We start from the raw sequence: 18162 nt of genomic DNA on the forward strand, positions 1-18162 counted from the left end.
ACTCGGGAGGGTGTGGGAGAGTAGGTCGCCGCCGGCATAAAAAGTTTATTGTGTGGGTCGTGGTAGCCAGTTCCCGTGTGGGGTGGGCTGCTGCGGCCCACTTTTGTTTTACCCACGAGTGAACAGAATTAACTAAGCGTCGATCGGATCCTCGGTTTCCTCTTTTGGTGAATCCTCGTTGGCTCTCTGTGGCAGACTGTCTCTATGACTAATCAGACACCTAACTCCGATGTGGTTAACCTCGCTTCTTCTGAGGACGAGGCTCAAGACAACTTCACTCCCGTAACGACCGAAGAAGGTAAGCTACAACAGCTTATTGAATGGCTCGAAGAACACGTCTCGGCCTATTCCTACTTGAGCGAGGTTGTCCCCTTGGGTGCCTCTGAGGAAGACATTGAGAAGGCTCGTGCTTCAGTCAATGACCGCGGCGCTCGTATGCCAGACGCCATCATTCACGGTTCAATGATGGTCCTGGGGGCGGCCGTCAACCATTCCTCGCCATACCTTGCGTATGCCGACGGCAAAGTAGAGGTGACGGATACGACGGTGGGGGATAGTCCTAGCGTTCCGGTGCGGGTTTTTGTCCCACAGGATCCAACCAGGTCTGTGGTAGTTGCCGCACACGGCGGCGCTTTCTGGATGGGTGACGGCAGTCTGCGTGAGAATTCCTTCGGCCCAAATATGGCTGCCCTGGCAGCCCGATCGGGCGCAATTGTTGTGGACGTGGATTACCGGCTCGCACCAGAGAATAAGGTATCTGAGGCCGTCTATGACATTGCGCGGGTAGTCGCATCTGTCGCAGATGATTCGTTGCAGCTTCAAAAATTGGGTGCAATGCCCATCAGTGATCAGAACCCGTTAGTTCTTTATGGTGTCTCTTCAGGCGGCCACAACGTTGTTTCCGCGGTAGACCAGATTAGTCAAGACACTCCGGTTGCTCTGTTGCTCGTTGCCCCGGCTCTAGACCTGCGTGGTGCTCCTGCGGTGTGGTTGCAGGCATTCTTCGGCACCTCTGATGATTCGGCAAAGGAAGTGTCACCGGGATTGCATGAGCCGTCGCGAAGCATGCGTGTCCACGTTCAGGCGGCCTCCCGCGATACTGTTGTTCGGCCAGCTACCGAGTACCTGAAGAAGGTCGAGGAGGCAGGTGGAGACGCCACTCAGGCGGTATTCTTGGCGACTCACCAGATTGCGGTTCCAAAGGTTCAGCGAGAGCAGATTACGGACGCGGCGCGGTTCATTCTAGAGGCCACTCACACGGAACGTGAGCTGCCAGAGGACCCGGCAGGTGAATACGATAAGGAAGCGATTGACCGGCAGAACGAAGAGTCCTGGGGTAAGAGCTAGTCAACCCGTTTCAGTTCCTAATGGCGCTCTCGCTGTGCATGTGAGCACCGCGGAGGGGGCGCTGCTAAGGGAAATCGGGGGCGGGTCTAGAACAGTTCAGTGCCAAAAGGTCGGGGCTAACAGCCCCCGACTAGTGCAGCGGCAGGAGATTGCGCTTCGTTGCGTGTACCTCTTCCACCCGGTCGATGTTGCGTTCGAGCACATTCCAATCGTTGACCGGAATATTGCGCTGGGCTTGGGCAATGATTGACTTGTCTGGAGTGGACCACGCGAGCGGCACTGGGGTGATCTCGTCGTAGAACTCGGTGCGGCTCTTGTGTGTACCGGCCACAGCAACAGCTGGCACCTTCGCGCCCACGCGGCGGGGGACACCGGAAATCGTGGTGACCGTACGTGTAGCCAGGGCCGGGACGGGCTCGCCATCGGAGGGGTTTTTACGCATGTCCACCAGGGTCATCAGCACCATGGTCCGCTCATCCACACGCGCAATCATGGCCGGAACCAGCGGGGATTCGTCGTAAAGCTCTTGCGGATCCTTAATTGCGCGTCGCACCTGGAAGGTAACGCCGACGTAGAGAGCCGCGAGGGCGAAAAGCACAACCGCGCTGCCGATAACAAACGGCGTGCGGTCGAAAACTATTAGAACCAGCACAGCGCCGACGAGCAGCAGAGCAGAGAAAATGCCGGAGGAGATGAGCAGTCGGCGGGCATCGCGGTAGTACTCGTTGTTGGCGTTGGTGTGCTCGCGGTTGACGGGGAAGTGAAAGTTCATGGCAGTCCTTTAGTTATCCAGTTTTCTAGGATTCCGAGCTAGCGGTGGAATCACCGGGCAGGGAGGGCCCGAGGTACTCGTCTGCGTCGACGATTCGGTAGGCGTAGCCCTGTTCCGCCAGGAAACGCTGGCGGTGAGCTGCGTATTCGGTATCGAGCGTATCGCGAGTCACCACCGAGTAAAAGACGGCGCCACCACCATCGGACTTCGGGCGCAGGAGACGCCCCAGGCGCTGTGCCTCCTCCTGTCGGGAACCGAAGGTGCCGGAGATTTGCACGGCGACAGAGGCTTCGGGAAGGTCGATGGAAAAGTTCGCAACCTTGGAGACCACCAGCGTGTTGATCTCGCCGCGCCGGAACTTCCCAAAGAGCTCCTCGCGTTTGGCGTTGGACGTCTTTCCTTCGATGACGTCGACGCCGAGCTCTTCGCCGATCTCTTCGAGCTGATCCAGGTAGGCACCAATCACCAGAGCGGGTTCGCCCTCGTGTCGGGCAAGGATTTGCTTGACGACGGGAATCTTCGTCGGCGTCGTTGCGGCCAGACGATACCTGTCGGAGGCCTCAGCCGTGGCGTAGAGCATGCGCTCGGACTCGGTCGGGGTCACGCGGACCTCAACGCAGTCTGCCGGTGCGATCCAGCCCTGGGCTTCAATGTCCTTCCATGGGGCGTCGTAGCGCTTCGGGCCAATCAGGCTGAAGACGTCGCCCTCGCGGCCATCTTCGCGCACCAGGGTAGCGGTGAGCCCCAGTCGACGGCGCGACTGCAGATCCGCACTCATTCGGAACACGGGAGCGGGCAGGAGGTGGACCTCGTCGTAGATGATGAGGCCCCAGTCGCGGGAATCGAATAGCTCGAGTGCGCGGTATTCTCCCTTAGTCTTGCGCGTGACCACTTGGTAGGTCGCAATGGTGACGGGGCGAATTTCCTTCTTTTCGCCGGAGTATTCGCCGATTTCGTCCTCGGTCAGCGAGGTGCGTCGCAGCAGCTCGTCGCGCCACTGCCTGCCGGCGACGGTGTTGGTGACCAGAATCAAAGTGGTGCGCTGCGCGTCTACCATGGCCGCTGCACCGACGATTGTTTTGCCTGCGCCACAGGGCAGCACCACGACGCCGGAGCCGCCTTCGCGGAAGGAATCAGCCGCCATGCGTTGGTAGTCGCGCAGTTCCCAGGTGTCGTGGCCGCCGGTGCCCTGATCCTGCCAAGCGATGGCGTGTGCCTCACCATCGATGTAGCCGGCGGTGTCATTGGCCGGCCAACCGACCTTCAGCAGCTCCTGTTTGATTCGGCCTCGCTCGGAGGGGTGCACGGTCCAGGTGTCGGCGTCGATTTGCTCGCCGAGCATCGGACGAATCTTTTTGTGCTTGGTCACCTCGGCCAGTACCGCAGGGTCGTGTGAAACCAGAATAAGGCCGTGAGCTGGATGCTTGGTCAGGCTCAGGCGACCGTAGCGGTCCATGGTCTCCGCGACGTCGATAAGCAGCGGCTGTGGGACGGGGAACTTGGAGAAGCGCTCGAGGACATCGACCACCTGCTCCGCGTCGTGACCGGCGGCGCGGGCATTCCACAGCGCCAGCGGGGTGATGCGGTAGGTGTGCACATGTTCAGGAGCACGTTCGAGCTCCGCGAACGGTGCCAGCGCCGCGCGTGCCGCATCCGCCTCCGGATTATCGACCTCCAGCAGCACCGTCTTGTCCGATTGGACGATCAGCGGACCCGTGCCGAAACCCATTATTTCCTCGCCTCGCAGACATTCGACCAAAAATAAGCTAAAGGTCAATTCTGCCACGATTACGCAGAAGATGCGGCACGGGCTCGAATCATCCCGAACCGCCACATTCGCTTCTGCATCGCTTTACGACGGTCCGCGCGCCCGCCGCCTAGTCGACAGGATGTACTTCGGTAATGCGATGCAGCAGGAAGCGCAGCACTTGACTGGTGGCCGGGTCGATAGCATCGACCTGCCCACCGGAGACGGTGACTGGGCGCACGCGCTTGCGGCCGGGTTTGCCGTTGCGGTCAACGTAGCTCAAATACAGGTCGTCGCCATGGCGAGCCGCGCGCTGCAGAAGCTTGAACGCTTCGGTGCCGGAGGCGTAGTCGCTCGTGCCACCGGTGCTAGCGCTGGCACCGGCAGCCGTGCCCGTACCTGTCGCCGAATCCGCAGCCGAGCCAGAGACCCCAGCAGTGTTGCCACTGGCTGCAGTGCCACTGGAACTACCAGCGTGCTCAGCAGCACGGTTGCCATCGGCAATAGCCGTCAACGCCTGGCTGATGCGTTCCGGTTCGGGCATCGTTGTACGCGCAGTAGGCACCGGAGCTGGCGCCTCAATGCGGCAGGGAGCGCGACCGAGATCCAGCACCAAACCCTCTGCATCTTCGGCGATGATGGAAAAGCCCGCATTTCTAGCGGTCTCAATCACCTGGGCAAGCGGGGCCTGGCTAATTAGCACCGTTTCGGCAATCTTCCGCAACGCCAGGCTTTGCCCAGCCTGGTGACTCTGGAATGAGGCCAGCAGGGCCGGATCGTCACAGCGGATAAACGAAGCTGCGGGGCCACCGCGGAGACGACCGTGGCGGCGGGCGACGTCGTCAAGCAAATAGGTAATGGACTGCGGTACCTCGCCGACGGCGTAGCGCGAAAGAAACTCCGAGATATCGGCGGCGTTGATGCCGGCGTCGAGGGCATCGCGGAGGCTGTCTTCGGTCACACGGTAGACGCTGGCGAGGCCGGGAGATTCCAGCTGCGCAATCGAACTGAGCACGCGTTCCATCTCCGGGGATGCGGGGCCCGGTACGACGATGGTGTTGTCCGCCTGGACCATCAGGTACGAGGCGTTCGGCGGCAAGAGGTTGTTGCAGGCGGCACGCAGATCGTCGAAGGCCTCGGCGGTGCCGGATTCGATGAGCGCGACCATGGCTTTGCCAACCTCGCTAAGGCCGACGGAAATCGTTTCCACGCCCGGGTCCCGCACGACGATGCCGAGGGCGACCAGCTCGTCGACCACGCCACTGAGCGTCTCGTCCGTGCACCTCGCGTTGGTAATCGGGTAGTAGTAGGCGGCGCATTCACGCAGGTCAGTCAGAGCAACGATGTCGTTGTCGCTTGCCGACGACGCCACCTGCGCACAGCAGGCCAGCACCATTTCCCGGATTGACGGTACCCCGGAGAGCCGAGCTTGTGGGGAGAGTAGAGCAATGCGCTTGCCTTCCTCATTGAGCTGGTCGACCCGCCAGGGAGCTGCGTCGCTAGTGCGAGTGCCGACCGTCAAACTCACCCACCGGTCAACCAGATCGGCGTCGAGGAAGCCGTCGGCTGCCAGCGTGGGGGCGAAATAGTCACCACCGGTGTCATGCAGTGGCAGCGGATGCGGAGTGCCGACATGAACCAGCCCCGCTGCACTGAGGTTAGCCACGCCGCGAGCCAACTCCGAGATGTCGACGCCGAGCTCCTCGATGAGACTGCGGGTTTCCCGCACTCCAATGACACCGTTTTTCAATGTCGGCGCGGGGTCGGTTCCCAGCAAGTCCAGCAGGTCAGTCGCCTGTCGCAAAGTTTCCCAGGCAGTGGCGGCAGCACGGTCGTTACCGCTGGCAATCACGTGGGTAGCGGGGGTTTCGGGGCGCAGGGGGACGTCGTCGTCGGCAAGCCCGACTCCACGCATAAGCGCGCGAACGGTGGCGGGCAGGCGGACGGTGCCCTCGTCGATGCGTTCGAGCAGGCCGGCGTTGATGAGCGCTGGGACCGGCAGCGAAGGGTCGGCATCCGGATGAGCGTCCTTTGTAACGCCGAGACCTCCGGAGTTGGCGAGGGTGTCCAGAAGCCGCTGCTGTCTGTCTGTAACCTCGGTGAGTGCCGTGCGTAGCTGACTGCGGCTTGGGCCATCGGGATTGGGCAGAAGATACCAGCCAGGTGGCAACGAGGTGGCGACCTCATCGCTGAGACAGAAGTAGTCCTGCCAGGGCAGAGGTTTCTTGCGGGTGGACTTGCCGGTGAAGGTGCCGCGGGGGCCGGGACCGTTGCCCCAGATGAGTCCGTATTCGCGCAGGGTATCGAGGCTTGTCCGAATATGCGTGGCCGTGGGCCGTTGATTGGCGGGAACCTCTGCTCGAGAGAGTAAGTCGAGAATGTAGTCGATGAGGGCGTCCGCAGTGACGGGTTCGGCGTCAGCACCGAGGTCGGCGGCGGCCTCAATGCAGGCGAGCTCCAGTGCGGGCAGTTTGGTTAGCGCGCGGGAGACAGAAGCGCGGAGCTGGAGCCTTGCCGCTAGCACCTGGGAAGACTTCGGCGGTGGCGACAGCGCATCGGGGCGATTGCTGAGGATAGTGCCCACAAATTGGTCTGGTTGACCTGCCAGCCAGTCGGAAAAGAGTGCAAAGGGGGTGGTGCTAGTCATGACAATCCCCACTTTAGTGAGATTTAAGGAGGGGAGAAGGTGACTGGGGAGAAAATTTTTGGGATAATCTCAGCATGGCTAACGTTGCAAAGAAATCCTATGTCGATCCCGGCTGGCCGAAGGACCTCGAGCCTGGTCAGCACGCTGTTACTGAACTGATTGCTCACCACGCTGGTGCAGATTCGCCTTTCGGCGACATTGAGTTCCCGGTTGATCCGGAGACTCTGGGTTACGTGCACCCGACCACGGTGATTAACAAGTAATCTTTTAGATTCTTAGCAGAGCTACTTCTGCTGGAGGCCCGCAGCCGTGACTGCTAGTTCAGCCATGGCTGCGGGTTTTCACATCAGTGGCCTCGGGGCGGGGGCTTGAGTAGGGGCGCTTGAAGTGGGGGCTTGAAGTGGGCGGGGGCTTATTCAAGCCCAGTTTTTTGGCCAATCCACCGGAATGGCCCCATGGATGCGGGCTGCAAATGTGAAACTGTGTAAGTTTATGACACTTTCAAGCCATTTTTCGGGCCATTTTTGTCATAAACGCAGTCACTAACTCGCGTTGGCACGCGGTCGCTAGCCATAAACGCAGGCAGTAACTCACGCAGTCACTAACTCGCGTTGGGTCGGTACCGCCAACCTGCGGAAGCCAAAAAGTAGCCCCGAGGGGGATTACCCTCGGGGCTACTGTGATGAGCTGGCTAGCTCGAAAGTCTTAAATCAGACCCTGCAGCTTCGACAGGTCGAACGGAATGGCTGCGACCAGTTCCTGCGGGAGCTCAACCTCGCCGGTCAGTGCACGGAACTCAGCGATGAGTGCCTGAGCGTCGGACAGGCTGTCGACGTTGGACAGGCGGTCAGCGAACTGCTGGACCAGGTCAGTCTTGGAGTCGGAAGCAGCAGCTGCCGGAGCGGCCTGTGCGCGAACAGGAGCGGAGCCCTGGCTCGGGTGCGGACGATCGGTCGGGCCGGAGGAGAGACCCAGGCTTGCGGAGCAAGCCGGCCATGCGCCCCAACCCTGCTGAGCCAGGACCTTCTCAGCAACGTAAATCTGCTGCTCGCGGGAAGCCTGATCAGCGGTCGAAGCGAACTCGTTACCACCGAAAGCGTTCCAGGTGCTTGCGGAGAACTGCAGACCGCCGTAGTAGCCGTTTCCGGTGTTGATGTGCCAGTTGCCGCCGGACTCACACTGTGCCAGGCGGTCCCAGTCGGAGTCCGGAGCTGCAGAAGCGGTCGGTGCGAAGATAGCGGCACCGGCACCGAGGATTGCGCCGGTCAGTGCAACCTTTGCCGAAGTGGAAGCGAAGGTGTTGGTCTTAGCTGCGTGGCGAGCCATATGAAAATTTCCTTTTCGTCGATTTTCTTTGTGGCGCCAGTGGGGCTAATGCAACCCCATCTCACTCTTATGGAAAGTTCTTCACGTTATTGATAACGGGCCGATGTCATCGCACTGGAGTGAGATGAAGGCGATCTATGCGACTTCGTCCGTTAAACGCGTCGATTGCACACCGTAGCGGTTGATAACGAAATAGTCACGCGAATCGCCGGATTCTTAATTTTGAGCGCAGGTGGGAAATATGCATAAAAGTAGGTGAAACTGCAGGTAAGAGACGTGACTGTTATTGGTGTTGTGTAAGTTAAAACTTCAAAATGTGATAAAGCTCACGTTATCGTCTTGTTATTTTTCCGGTTTTGGCGCGCCGCATGCACTGAGAAGGATGGCCATAAGAGATAGCCATAAAGAACCAACGCTGGCAGTTAGTTGCCGTCTCGGTGCGTCAATCCGCGAGAGTGTTCGCTTCACGCAGATCCGTCTTCCCTTTATGTCCCCATCTATGGGTATAATTGAGTTCTTTAGGTAATCGGAGGTGACGTGCACATGCACGCCGCTACCGCTGCCGCCACTTCGCACTAGTAAGCAGTAATAAATAATGTGTTCCCCGTTGGAGTGCGTCCTGTTTTGGTCGCACCTTAATTAAAGGAACACCATTAAGACAGCACCCGGCCTGGCATATCCTCGCGGTCCTGTCTGGCCAAGCTCGCCCCGAGCGAGCCTCTAACTCTGGCCGTTTGTGCGTGCGAGGACGGTGGCAAATGCGGAAGAATTGCATCTCCGATCCGAAGACCCTGAAGGGCAGTCACCGCTGCACAAGGGGAACGAGGTTGAGTGCCCCCAGTCACAGGGCACGGGAAGGTTAGGTGGAAAGTGCCCATCGGTAAGGTCAGGTGGTACGACAAGGATCGCGGTTTTGGCTTCGTTTCGAATCCGGACGGTGAAGATGTCTACATCGGCAAGAACGTGCTGCCGAAAGGCGTGGAAGAACTCGTAACTGGTCAGCGCCTGGAGTACGACTACGCTGACGGCCGCCCAGGCCCGCAGGCCCTCCGGATCAAGGTGCTCGACGAGGGACCGCGCGGTGCCCGTCACCGCCGTGGCGGGGCAGGTGGGGGCGCAGGAGCCCGTCGTCAAGCAAAGAAGCACAGCCCCAGCGATCTCAACGGCATGATTTCGGACATGATTTCCATGCTGGAGTCGACGGTGCAGCGTGACCTGCGCGCCGGGCGTTACCCGGAGCGTAAGGACGGCCACCAGATGGCTGAAGTCCTGCGTGCGGTCGCGCGCGAGCTGGACTCGTAAGTCGGTAGAAGATGTGAAAAACGCCCGCTCACGAAGGTGGATAACCTCAGTGAGCGGGCGTTTTGCTGTGCTTTACGACGGTTCGTTGACGATCGACCAAGTAATACCGTAGGTGGTCTCTTCACCCTCGGAGTTCTTTCCGATGAGCGCGGTGGAAACCTCCACGACCCCGAGTGGGGTGCGTTTGCCGGCAACAGCTGCGGAGCCGGCGATGGTCTCGGTCGTGGCTTCGCCCGGATCCTTGCGAGAGGTGGAGTTGACCGCATCGTCGGAGAAGAAACGCTGCAGAGTCCAAGAGTTAGAGCCAACAGTGGAGCCGACGTTAACCTCAGCTGTCTCCTGCTCGCCCAGAGAAATCTTGGCGGCGTTGGCCTCAGTCGTGGTGCAGGCATTCTTCTCAAAGAGGTCGCAGACACGGTAGGGAAGAACCTCTGTGGTTTCGCCGTCCTGAATGACCTCGATGGACAGCGCGTGCGGGTCGTCGATTGCCTGGTTGGTCCACTTATTGACAGCAAGGACAATGCCGGTGACGACAAGACCCACCACGACAATAGCGCCGACAACCATGAACGCCTTACTATTCTGTTGCCAGCGGCGCCTACTCGATCCCATCAACTCTCACTTCCCGACATTCGTAACGGAATTGAAGCTACGTTCAGTCACACTAGCCGTTTTCGGGCCAGATACTGCTATTCACTCACGGTAACACGGTAGGCCGTGGGCCATTTCTTCCCTGTGAGCAGGAACTGGCGGGGGCCATTGGGGGAGGTAGAGGAAGAATCCGGCATTAGAGCAATGCCGTTGAGCACATCAATACTGTTTTGCTCTGCTGGGGAGAGCTGCGCGTACAAGTCGCGGAAGAGTTCGGTGGCATCGACGATGCCTGTGACCTTTCCGTCTTCCGGGTTGATGCGGTAGATGAATGGACTCTGCCAGACGTTGGCCCAAATCTCGCGGTGCGATTGCGGGGAGTTTGGTCCGTCCGCGTTGCTCTGGTTGTTTGAATCGCTCGTGTCCGCTGGTACTTCGTCCGGCACTTCGTCCAGAGCTGCGTCGCCGTTGACAGTGACGCACTCGAGTTCGTTGAGCCACGTTGTCTCTGTACCTGCTGCAGTGACCGCCAGTTGACGCTGGGAAGAGAGGTCATCGGGGGCGCGGAAAGTGAGGGTGCCACTGCCGTCGGAGGTCACGATGGTGTCATCGAAGGAGCACGCGCCCCAGCCCTCGGTGTCGAAGGGAACCTCGCGACGCTGCTTGAGAGTAGCCGCGTCGCGTTCAATGGCGCGTCCTTCCTTCCACGTCAGCTGCCACACGGTATCTCCATGACGGGTAATCCCCTCGCCGAAGAGTTCAGGCTGTAAATCTTCCACGTTGGTCGGCTCGGCTGCAGAGTTGTCGAGCCACTGCGGTAATCGGTAAATCTGGGACTCACCGTAGAGGCCGGTGCCCATCAACAAAGAACCATCGGGTTCGAACTCAAGGCCCTGGACAAAAGGCGCAGCGACATTCTTCTCCGTGGGAAGTGGTGGAGCCAAGACAGGATAGGACTGCTCGATGGCCAGTTTCAGTGTCGGAACGTCACCGAGCCCCGGCACCTTATCGGCACCGACCAGCTCGGAGGGATTAACCGATGCCGAAGTCGACCTTGGGGCGGTGCCGGAGTTCGAGTCCGCACTAGCTCCACTAGAAGGGGCCTCGCCTGAGGGATCGCCACCTGAACCAGTTTCAGCCGCACAGCCGGCCAATAGGGCGGCAGTTGCCACGGAGAGGATGGCAGCTCGGACCGTCGTAAAGCGTGATGAGTGGAAAGGGCGGGCGAGTTTTGCATCGCCCGACGGGAATCTGTCCATAGCTTCACTCTAGGATAGGAAACGTGACTGAAAATCGACGACGTTCCCGAAACAGCCGCCGACGGGGGAAGGTGATGAATCACCAGGCGGTCGACACTGCCCGTACCGCGATTGAAGAGCTCGGGGAGGGGCCTGCCGGCGCGCACACCGGTGTAAGTGTCGTAGGCGAGGGCGTTGCGGTGCATCGTTTTGCGGCTGACCTGCCCGGATACAGGGGCTGGGAGTGGCATGTGGTGGTCGCGTGCGCGCCGGGCACTCAACAGGCGACGGTCAGTGAAGTGGCTCTTGTCCCTGGCGAAACCGCGCTGCAGGCGCCTGAATGGGTGCCCTACGAGGAGCGGCTGCGCCCCGGTGACCTCGGTCCACGCGATTTGTTGCCGGCTGCAGTGGGAGATGAGCGACTCGACGGCGATGACTTGCAGACCCGCACCTTGTCGGCGCGTGGTGTGGAAGACACCGAGCAGCGTTGGGAAGAGGGCGATACCGGCCCCGAGAGTGACTTTGCTCGGGAAGCATTGCACCGTTGCCGAACCTGCGCCTTTATGGTCCCGCTGACCGGGCCGCTCGGTAAGAACTGGGGCGTGTGCGTTAACGAATGGACATTCGATGCCACGGCCGTAAGCTTTGACCACGGCTGCGGTGCTCACTCAGCTATCCCGGAAGTAACGGGGCAGGGTGCACCGGTGGCGGAACCCTACCAGGATTCCCACCTGTAGCTTTCCACCTAGGCAAACGCGATGACGAAGAAGGTGCAGTTTCGACGCCACCGTGGCCCCAGAGACTGCACCGTTACGGTTTTCGGCACAAAAATTCCGCTCTGACACGGATAAACACGTGACACGGATAGTAAAGAGACTCTAGAGAGGCATAAAAAATGGACAAAGGTACGTCCACCTCTGCAACATCCTCAGATGAGGCGAAGGACTCCAAGCCTGCACGGAAGGGGAGCCATCTTTCGGCAGTGGACCGCTATTTTCACATCACGGAGCGCGGTTCGACGACCGTGACCGAGATTCGCGGTGGCGTAGTGACCTTCTTCGCGATGGCCTACATCATTCTGCTCAACCCGCTGATCCTCGGCAATATCGAGGATGTCAACGGCAATAGCCTGGGGATACCACAGGTCGCCGCTGTCACCGCGCTCGCCGCGGGTGTCATGACCATTACTTTTGGTCTCTTTGCCAAGTACCCCTTCGGCATTGCGACGGGCCTGGGCATCAACACCCTGGTTGCCGTGACATTCGTTGCTAACGAGGGGCTGGCCTGGGAAGAAGCGATGGGCCTGGTCGTGCTGGACGGCGTGATTATCGTGCTGCTGGCGCTGACCGGATTCCGCACAGCTGTCTTCCACGCGATTCCGTCCGATATGAAGGCCGCGATGAGTGTGGGTATCGGCCTATTCATTGCCATGATTGGTCTGGTCGACGGTGGCCTGGTTCGCCGTATTCCCGATGCCGCTGACACGACTGTTCCGGTGCAGCTCGGCATCAATGGTCAGATTGCCTCGTGGCCGACCGCCGTGTTCGTCCTCGGGCTGATTATCTGCGGCATCATGGTTGTCCGCAATATTCCAGGTGGCCTGTTCATCGGCATCGTGCTGAATACCATCATTGCGCTCGCAGTCGAGGCCTTGACGGATGCGGGCCCCTCCTTCGCTGATGGCAAGCCAGTGCCGACCGGTTGGAATCTTGCGGTACCGACTCTGCCGGACCGCGTAGGCGGCATGCCGGACTTGTCCCTCGTTGGAGCTGTGGATCTTTTCGGATCCTTTGCCCGCGTCGGTGCCCTCAGCGCCACCATGCTGCTGTTTACCTTGGTCCTGGCGAACTTCTTCGATGCCATGGGCACGATGACTGGTCTGGGCAAGCAGGCCGCACTTGTCGATGAAGACGGTGTGCTGCCGGACATGAAGCGCGCACTGGTTGTCGAAGGCACCGGTGCCATTGTCGGTGGTGCAGTCAGCTCCTCGTCGAACACCGTCTTTGTGGACTCCGCAGCGGGCATCGCCGATGGTGCACGCACTGGCCTTGCCAACATTGTCACCGGCATCCTCTTTCTGGCAGCGATGTTTTTCACCCCGCTCTATGAAATCGTGCCCATCGAGGCTGCCGCGCCAGTGCTGGTCATCGTCGGTGCCATGATGATCGGGCAGATTACCGAGATTGATTTCACCCGTTTCGACATCGCACTGCCGGCATTTTTGACTATTGTCACCATGCCGTTTACCTACTCGATTGCAAATGGTATCGGCATCGGTTTCATCACCTTTGCTGCGATGGCTATCTTCTCGGGTCGTGCCAAGTCCGTACATCCGCTGATGTGGATTGTCTCCGGCCTGTTCATCATCTACTTCGCCGCCGATCCGTTCACCGCTCTGCTGGGCGGCTAAAGAGTTTCCATGAGTACCAACGCATCCCTCGAACGCTTTGCGCCCATCGTCGTCGACGATCCCGCCGACAGCCGTCTCGATGACATCCGCAACCTCAACAAGTCCGATTCCCGCCCCGATTTGCCCGGTGGGAAGGGGCTGGTCATCGCCGAAGGCACGCTCATTGTGCCGCGGTTAGTGCGCTCACGCTTTCCGCTCCGCGCAGTCTTTGGTACTCGCCAGAAGCTCGCATCGCTTGCCGACGGACTGACCGCGAGCGAGGCCGCTATTGCGGAAACGGTGCCCTGGTTTGAACTCGACCGCGAGGTTCTGGCTGCAGCGGCCGGATTTGATCTTCACCGCGGCCTTCTGGCCACCGCTGACCGCGCGCCGGAGCTATCGGTGGACCAAGTTCTGAGCGGAGCCACCACCTTGGCCGTGATGGAGGGAGTCGGTGACCACGAGAACATCGGAGCCCTGTTCCGTAACGCGGCGGGCATGGGCGTGGATGGGGTCGTCTTCGGCGCGGCCTGCGCCGATCCGCTGTATCGCCGCAGCGTGCGCGTTTCCATGGGGCATGTGCTGACAGTCCCATTTGCGACTCTGCCCGGTACTACGACCACCTGGCAGCGAAGCCTGGACCAGCTCAAAGAGCAGGGCTTCCGCGTGGTGTCGATGACCCCTGCGGGCACGGTGGACCTGTGGGATGCCATGGACACGGACAAGGTCGCGATTCTCGTTGGCGCTGAGGGGCAGGGGCTTACCGAGCACGCGATGGCAGCCACCGATGTGCGTGCTCGCATTCCCATGTCACCGGGAACTGACAGCCTGAATGTGGCTACCTCCGCGGCGATCGCGTTCTACGAGCGACTGCGCGTTCAGTCGCAGCGCGCAGGGCGGTAGAAACTATTTCCCGAACTTGCCTCGCGCCCGCCGCCAGGTGCGGCCAGCGAAGTTCTTGGCCTTAGCCCCAAAGCGACTGAGCTCCTCCAGAAAGTCTCGGTTCGGCTCTGCGTTGTGAACTTCGTAGTCGTCGTAGGCGCGGTCAAGCTCTGCGCCAGACTCGGAGGAACCCGGCTCACCCATTAGCCCGCGTGGACTACGAGACGTCGAATACGAAGCTCCGGGAGCCGCACGACGGCCATCCACCGCAAAACCACTAACAGGGATATCGGTAGCGGGCGAATGCGGGTCGAATCCGAGCCAGTCGGTGATGACGGCGTCGGCAAGCTCTGCTGGAACGAACGGCAAACCGACCCCCTCGCGTGGACGTGAACCCGTATCTTCGAAAGCGTCGGGCAGCGGGCGGTGCTTGCCCGCCCAGAAGCTGCCCTCTGCGGGGCAGGGAAGACCGATGTCTTCCAGTGTGCGGTAGCGAGTAGCGGAGAAAGCACGCTTGAGCTCACCATCGTGCCAATGCGCAAAGGCACCGAAGCCCGTGGATTTATTCGACACACTCGCGTAGACGTCCGTGGCGGCAATCTCCTGGCGCAGACGAGGCGACAGCTTGGACAGCTGCGAGACATCATCGAGAACCGTCTGCAGTACGGCAACGCCCTCAAATCCACCGATGTAGTATTCACCGTCACCGGTTTCCGCCGAGCGGTTGAGCGGGAAATCACCAATCGGTGTTACCGGCAGCGTTGAGTCATAGAGAGCTAGGAAACGACGCCCGAAACCGCGGTCGTGCTGAACACCTGTCTCCAGGGCCGCAGCAGGGTCATTGGTGCTGATAAACCAAATTGTGACTACACCGCGGCGAATCGCGGAGAATTCGAAATCAGAAGCGTTGCCACTGGTCATGGAGCTCATTGTCGAGGGAAACTCCTACTTCTTCGGGCCGTTCGGACGTACGCCGAGAAGCACATCCTCCCACGACGGCATGACAGTCTTCTTCTTGCGCTTCGGCTGCTCCGCGTCCGGGTGCTGCAAGAACTCCGTCTCGTCAATATCGTCGTCGGCGTCATCGCTTTGCGACGGAACGTCCTGCTCCCCGTGGCCTCGCTGCGGCTCCGCCGAAGACTGCCATGCGGCTGGCATCTCAGAGGTATCCGCGGTATCAGCAGCTCGATTGGCCTGCGGAGCCAAGTCTCGGTTGCGGCGGGCAAAGTCGGGGTCGATCAGCTCTGCTGCCAGCTCATTGCGAGCAATGGTGAGCGCGGAAAGTCCCTCCGCCTGGTAACTCCACTCGGCCACGTTGGTGGTATGGCCGACATTCCAAGTAACCGTCACAATCCACTGTCCACTCGGGTCGCGGTAGGCGTCCCACGAGGCATCGGCGAGTTCCTGGCCACGGGCGGCAAAAGCGGTGGCGAGAATCTCCCACAGGGACAACTTGGCCGGGCCATCAATGCGACGTGGCTTCGACTGCTTGCCGAGCTCCGCAATACGTGCGCGCTCTGCAAGCACCGGGTAGGCGAAGGACTCAATCTTGCGCGGCTGCATGCCGCTGTACTCGATGAGCTCCTCGACCGTCTGGCCGCTGCGAATGCGATCCTGGATTTCGCGCGGCGACAAAACTACGCGGGGCTCTTCCAGAACTGGCTTCGGCGCCGTTGGAATCTTCTTCGGTGCCCCGCCTGCTGTAGCGGAGTTGCCGGTCGTCTCGTTGCCTTCGGCCGCGTCGCCGCTTGCGGTGGTGGCTTCCGCTGTGCTGTCACTAGTGGAACTTCCGTCGGTGGAGCCCCTCTCTGCGGTAGCACTCTCCCCAGAGCTACCGCTGGCAGTGGCGGTGGCGGCGCTGGATCCGTCGGCAAGCGATGCGGAATCAGCTGCAGCAGGGGAACCGGCGGCATCGGCGAGCTCGAAGTGCTCGACCAGGAAAGTGCGCAGGTTCTCGTCGAGAGGCAGCGTGAAGCGAAGTCCCTCCTGCCGTTCCTGCTCGGTGGTATCGGCGGGAACGAGAATCAGTGAATCGGTCACATCGCCGTCCAGAACGGGCTTCAGCTCCCTCATGCGAGAACCTCCTTGTTGGTCGACGTTATAAGTAATGCTCACTAATCATGGTAAACGACAAAACTCCCGCGTCACGGACAAATGGGGCAATGCCCTTGCGCGTGGCGCGGGAGTTATGCGGCTGAGGCCGGTATTTGGCTGTTACTTTGCAGCGTAGCCGTTATCCAGAACCCAGTCGATAGCGCCAGTCAGACGACGGATGTCCTCCGGGTCGATGGCCGGGAACATACCGATGCGCAGCTGGTTGCGGCCCAGCTTGCGGTAAGGCTCGATGTCGAGGATGCCGTTGGCGCGCAGAACCTTGGCGATCTGTGCGGCGTCGATGTTGTCCTCGAAGTCGATGGTGCCGACGACCAGCGAGCGCTTTGCAGCATCGGTGACGAACGGAGTTGCCTCCGCGCGGTTCTCAGCCCAGTTGTAGAGGTGGGAGGAGGACTCGGTGGTGCGGGCAACCATGCCGTCGAGGCCGCCGTTGGCGTTCATCCACTTGACCTGATCAGCCAGCATCAGCAAAGTGCCGACGGCCGGGGTGTTGTAGGTCTGGTTCTTGCGGGAGTTATCAACGGCAGTCTGCAGGTTCAGGAAAGCCGGGATGAAGCGGTCGGAAGAATTGATCTTCTCAATACGCTCGATGGCAGCCGGGGACATTGCGGCCAACCAGATGCCGCCGTCAGAAGCGAAGCACTTCTGCGGGGAGAAGTAGTAGACGTCAGCCTGGGACATGTCGACCGGGAGGCCGCCGGCACCGGAGGTGGCATCGATAGCCACGAGCTGGCCCTCGGAGCCTGCCGGGCGGGTGACCGGAACCATGGTGCCGGTGGAGGTCTCGTTGTGAGCCCAACCAATAAGGTCAACGTCCTCTTCGCCAGCGACAACCTCAGGTGCGGAACCCGGCTCTGCTTCGATGATCTGCGGAGCGTCGAGCCACGGAGCCATCTTGGAGGCCTTGGCGAACTTAGAGGAGAACTCACCGTAAGTCAGGTGAGCGGACTTTTTCTCGATGAGCCCAAAGGTGGCAGCATCCCAGAAAGCGGTTGCGCCGCCGAGGGACAGGACAATCTCGTAGCCGTCCGGAAGCTGGAAGAGCTCAGCCAGACCCTCGCGAACCTCACCAACAACGTTCTTCACTGCCGGCTGACGGTGGGAGGTACCCATGATAGAGGTACCGCCGTCAACGATTGCCTGAATCTGTGTCGGGCGAACCTTCGACGGACCGCAACCAAAGCGGCCGTCGCCGGGCTGGAACTCTTCAGGGAGGACTGGGAATTGATCGCTCATATGAGGCGCAACCTTTCAAAGTGCATTCAAAGTGAAGCTTGATATACAGCCGTTGTCTTCAAACTCTAGCGGTAATCGGGGGTACTTATAGCAAAAGGGTGGGGTTCAATTGCCCCCGCTTCCGTACTTTGCATAACAAAACAGGGTGGATTGGCGTATTTGCAAAGTTTGCGAAGAATTTTTTCCAGTTTTGTTGGTGCTGAAAACTTGGCGGTGTGGAGCCTCGGGCGGGCGGCGAGGGGTGAATTATTGTGGATTTAGTCGATGTGTTTTCGGGCGTCGGCTCGATGGCTTTTGAACTTTTAAAGACATTGGCTGTTGAATGTGCTCCTGACCTCCTGATTAGTAAATGAGCAGTGACAACGTAATAAACCCGTTTTTCCATTTGCATTTCGGGGTGAAGAGGGGTCAAGATTGGGTAAGCCCAGGCTGCCCGAATGGGGTAGAGGGTGTTGCACTGCTCACACTCTTTGATATTGTGTGTTCTAATCCACTGCAGGTGTCGGTTCTTTATGGTTACGACACGGTCGATGTGAACTAAGCAAACTTTTTTCACTGGGCAAGATGCAA

At 59.9% G+C, this 18162-nt stretch carries 15 protein-coding genes; 6 read left to right on the top strand and 9 right to left on the bottom strand.

Going from position 1 to position 18162, the window contains the following annotated elements:
* Positions 1–204 precede the first annotated feature (204 nt).
* On the top strand, positions 205–1347 hold the full coding sequence (locus tag CRD13_RS08305) for an alpha/beta hydrolase (RefSeq protein WP_187401515.1): 1143 nt from the start codon (positions 205–207) through the stop codon (positions 1345–1347).
* Between the two features lie 130 nt (positions 1348–1477).
* Here CRD13_RS08305 and CRD13_RS08310 read toward each other — a convergent pair whose 3' ends face one another.
* The 3 genes from CRD13_RS08310 to CRD13_RS08320 all read right to left on the bottom strand — a co-directional run bounded on the left by CRD13_RS08310 (position 1478) and on the right by CRD13_RS08320 (position 6513).
* Positions 1478–2119, bottom strand: coding sequence for a DUF3239 domain-containing protein (locus CRD13_RS08310; RefSeq protein ID WP_187401516.1), 642 nt, complete (start codon positions 2117–2119; stop codon positions 1478–1480).
* 25 nt (positions 2120–2144) lie between these two features.
* A complete protein-coding gene (locus tag CRD13_RS08315; protein WP_016423319.1) occupies positions 2145–3848 on the bottom strand; it encodes a DNA repair helicase XPB in 1704 nt (567 codons plus the stop codon).
* Positions 3849–3996: 148 nt separating this feature from the next.
* Complete coding sequence (locus tag CRD13_RS08320) at positions 3997–6513, bottom strand: helicase-associated domain-containing protein (protein ID WP_187401517.1); 2517 nt, start codon at positions 6511–6513, stop codon at positions 3997–3999.
* Between the two features lie 74 nt (positions 6514–6587).
* Here CRD13_RS08320 and CRD13_RS08325 point away from each other — a divergent pair, with 74 nt between their 5' ends.
* Positions 6588–6776: a hypothetical protein gene (locus tag CRD13_RS08325; RefSeq protein ID WP_016423317.1), complete on the top strand. Its 189-nt coding sequence runs from the start codon at positions 6588–6590 to the stop codon at positions 6774–6776.
* Between the two features lie 442 nt (positions 6777–7218).
* Here CRD13_RS08325 and CRD13_RS08330 read toward each other — a convergent pair whose 3' ends face one another.
* Complete coding sequence (locus tag CRD13_RS08330; protein ID WP_016423316.1) at positions 7219–7839, bottom strand: transglycosylase family protein; 621 nt, start codon at positions 7837–7839, stop codon at positions 7219–7221.
* Positions 7840–8709: 870 nt separating this feature from the next.
* Here CRD13_RS08330 and CRD13_RS08335 point away from each other — a divergent pair.
* Positions 8710–9141, top strand: a complete 432-nt coding sequence (locus tag CRD13_RS08335; RefSeq protein ID WP_005511873.1) for a cold-shock protein — start codon at positions 8710–8712, stop codon at positions 9139–9141.
* 72 nt (positions 9142–9213) lie between these two features.
* On the opposite strand, the gene CRD13_RS08340 is transcribed toward CRD13_RS08335, so the two are convergent.
* Positions 9214–9708 (bottom strand): DUF2771 family protein, encoded by a 495-nt coding sequence (locus CRD13_RS08340; protein ID WP_016423315.1) that lies wholly within the window; start codon positions 9706–9708, stop codon positions 9214–9216.
* A 122-nt stretch (positions 9709–9830) separates the two neighbouring features.
* The gene (locus CRD13_RS08345; protein WP_070429967.1) at positions 9831–10991 is read right to left on the bottom strand and encodes a glutaminyl-peptide cyclotransferase; all 1161 of its coding nucleotides are present in this window, start codon (positions 10989–10991) and stop codon (positions 9831–9833) included.
* A 23-nt stretch (positions 10992–11014) separates the two neighbouring features.
* Here CRD13_RS08345 and CRD13_RS08350 point away from each other — a divergent pair, with 23 nt between their 5' ends.
* From CRD13_RS08350 to CRD13_RS08360, 3 genes are all read left to right on the top strand, one after another.
* On the top strand, positions 11015–11707 hold the full coding sequence (locus CRD13_RS08350) for a DUF3027 domain-containing protein (protein ID WP_224433761.1): 693 nt from the start codon (positions 11015–11017) through the stop codon (positions 11705–11707).
* A gap of 158 nt (positions 11708–11865) precedes the next feature.
* Positions 11866–13380, top strand: coding sequence for an NCS2 family permease (locus CRD13_RS08355; RefSeq protein WP_016423312.1), 1515 nt, complete (start codon positions 11866–11868; stop codon positions 13378–13380).
* 9 nt (positions 13381–13389) lie between these two features.
* Positions 13390–14262, top strand: a complete 873-nt coding sequence (locus tag CRD13_RS08360; RefSeq protein ID WP_069359664.1) for an RNA methyltransferase — start codon at positions 13390–13392, stop codon at positions 14260–14262.
* Between the two features lie 3 nt (positions 14263–14265).
* Here the strand turns inward: CRD13_RS08360 and CRD13_RS08365 are convergent, their stop codons facing one another.
* From CRD13_RS08365 to serC, 3 genes are all read right to left on the bottom strand, one after another.
* A complete protein-coding gene (locus CRD13_RS08365) occupies positions 14266–15171 on the bottom strand; it encodes a hypothetical protein (RefSeq protein ID WP_187401518.1) in 906 nt (301 codons plus the stop codon).
* 15 nt (positions 15172–15186) lie between these two features.
* Positions 15187–16314, bottom strand: a complete 1128-nt coding sequence (sepH, locus tag CRD13_RS08370; RefSeq protein ID WP_049189722.1) for a septation protein SepH — start codon at positions 16312–16314, stop codon at positions 15187–15189.
* 141 nt (positions 16315–16455) lie between these two features.
* On the bottom strand, positions 16456–17592 hold the full coding sequence (serC, locus tag CRD13_RS08375) for a phosphoserine transaminase (RefSeq protein WP_049189721.1): 1137 nt from the start codon (positions 17590–17592) through the stop codon (positions 16456–16458).
* Between the last annotated feature and the right edge of the window lie 570 nt (positions 17593–18162).

The organism is Corynebacterium sp. LK26, assembly GCF_014335085.1.
Taxonomy (GTDB): Bacteria; Actinomycetota; Actinomycetes; order Mycobacteriales; family Mycobacteriaceae; genus Corynebacterium; species Corynebacterium jeikeium_D.

What these genes read in the sequence shown, in the direction of transcription:
- CRD13_RS08340 (WP_016423315.1), bottom strand. Translation starts at nt 9,708, where the DNA reads ATGGTTGTCGGCGCTATTGTCGTGGTGGGTCTTGTCGTCACCGGCATT.
- CRD13_RS08330 (WP_016423316.1), bottom strand. Translation starts at nt 7,839, where the DNA reads ATGGCTCGCCACGCAGCTAAGACCAACACCTTCGCTTCCACTTCGGCA.
- CRD13_RS08365 (WP_187401518.1), bottom strand. Translation starts at nt 15,171, where the DNA reads ATGAGCTCCATGACCAGTGGCAACGCTTCTGATTTCGAATTCTCCGCG.
- sepH (WP_049189722.1), bottom strand. Translation starts at nt 16,314, where the DNA reads ATGAGGGAGCTGAAGCCCGTTCTGGACGGCGATGTGACCGATTCACTG.
- CRD13_RS08355 (WP_016423312.1), top strand. Translation starts at nt 11,866, where the DNA reads ATGGACAAAGGTACGTCCACCTCTGCAACATCCTCAGATGAGGCGAAG.
- CRD13_RS08320 (WP_187401517.1), bottom strand. Translation starts at nt 6,513, where the DNA reads ATGACTAGCACCACCCCCTTTGCACTCTTTTCCGACTGGCTGGCAGGT.
- CRD13_RS08325 (WP_016423317.1), top strand. Translation starts at nt 6,588, where the DNA reads ATGGCTAACGTTGCAAAGAAATCCTATGTCGATCCCGGCTGGCCGAAG.
- CRD13_RS08315 (WP_016423319.1), bottom strand. Translation starts at nt 3,848, where the DNA reads ATGGGTTTCGGCACGGGTCCGCTGATCGTCCAATCGGACAAGACGGTG.
- CRD13_RS08310 (WP_187401516.1), bottom strand. Translation starts at nt 2,119, where the DNA reads ATGAACTTTCACTTCCCCGTCAACCGCGAGCACACCAACGCCAACAAC.
- CRD13_RS08305 (WP_187401515.1), top strand. Translation starts at nt 205, where the DNA reads ATGACTAATCAGACACCTAACTCCGATGTGGTTAACCTCGCTTCTTCT.
- CRD13_RS08360 (WP_069359664.1), top strand. Translation starts at nt 13,390, where the DNA reads ATGAGTACCAACGCATCCCTCGAACGCTTTGCGCCCATCGTCGTCGAC.
- CRD13_RS08345 (WP_070429967.1), bottom strand. Translation starts at nt 10,991, where the DNA reads ATGGACAGATTCCCGTCGGGCGATGCAAAACTCGCCCGCCCTTTCCAC.
- serC (WP_049189721.1), bottom strand. Translation starts at nt 17,592, where the DNA reads ATGAGCGATCAATTCCCAGTCCTCCCTGAAGAGTTCCAGCCCGGCGAC.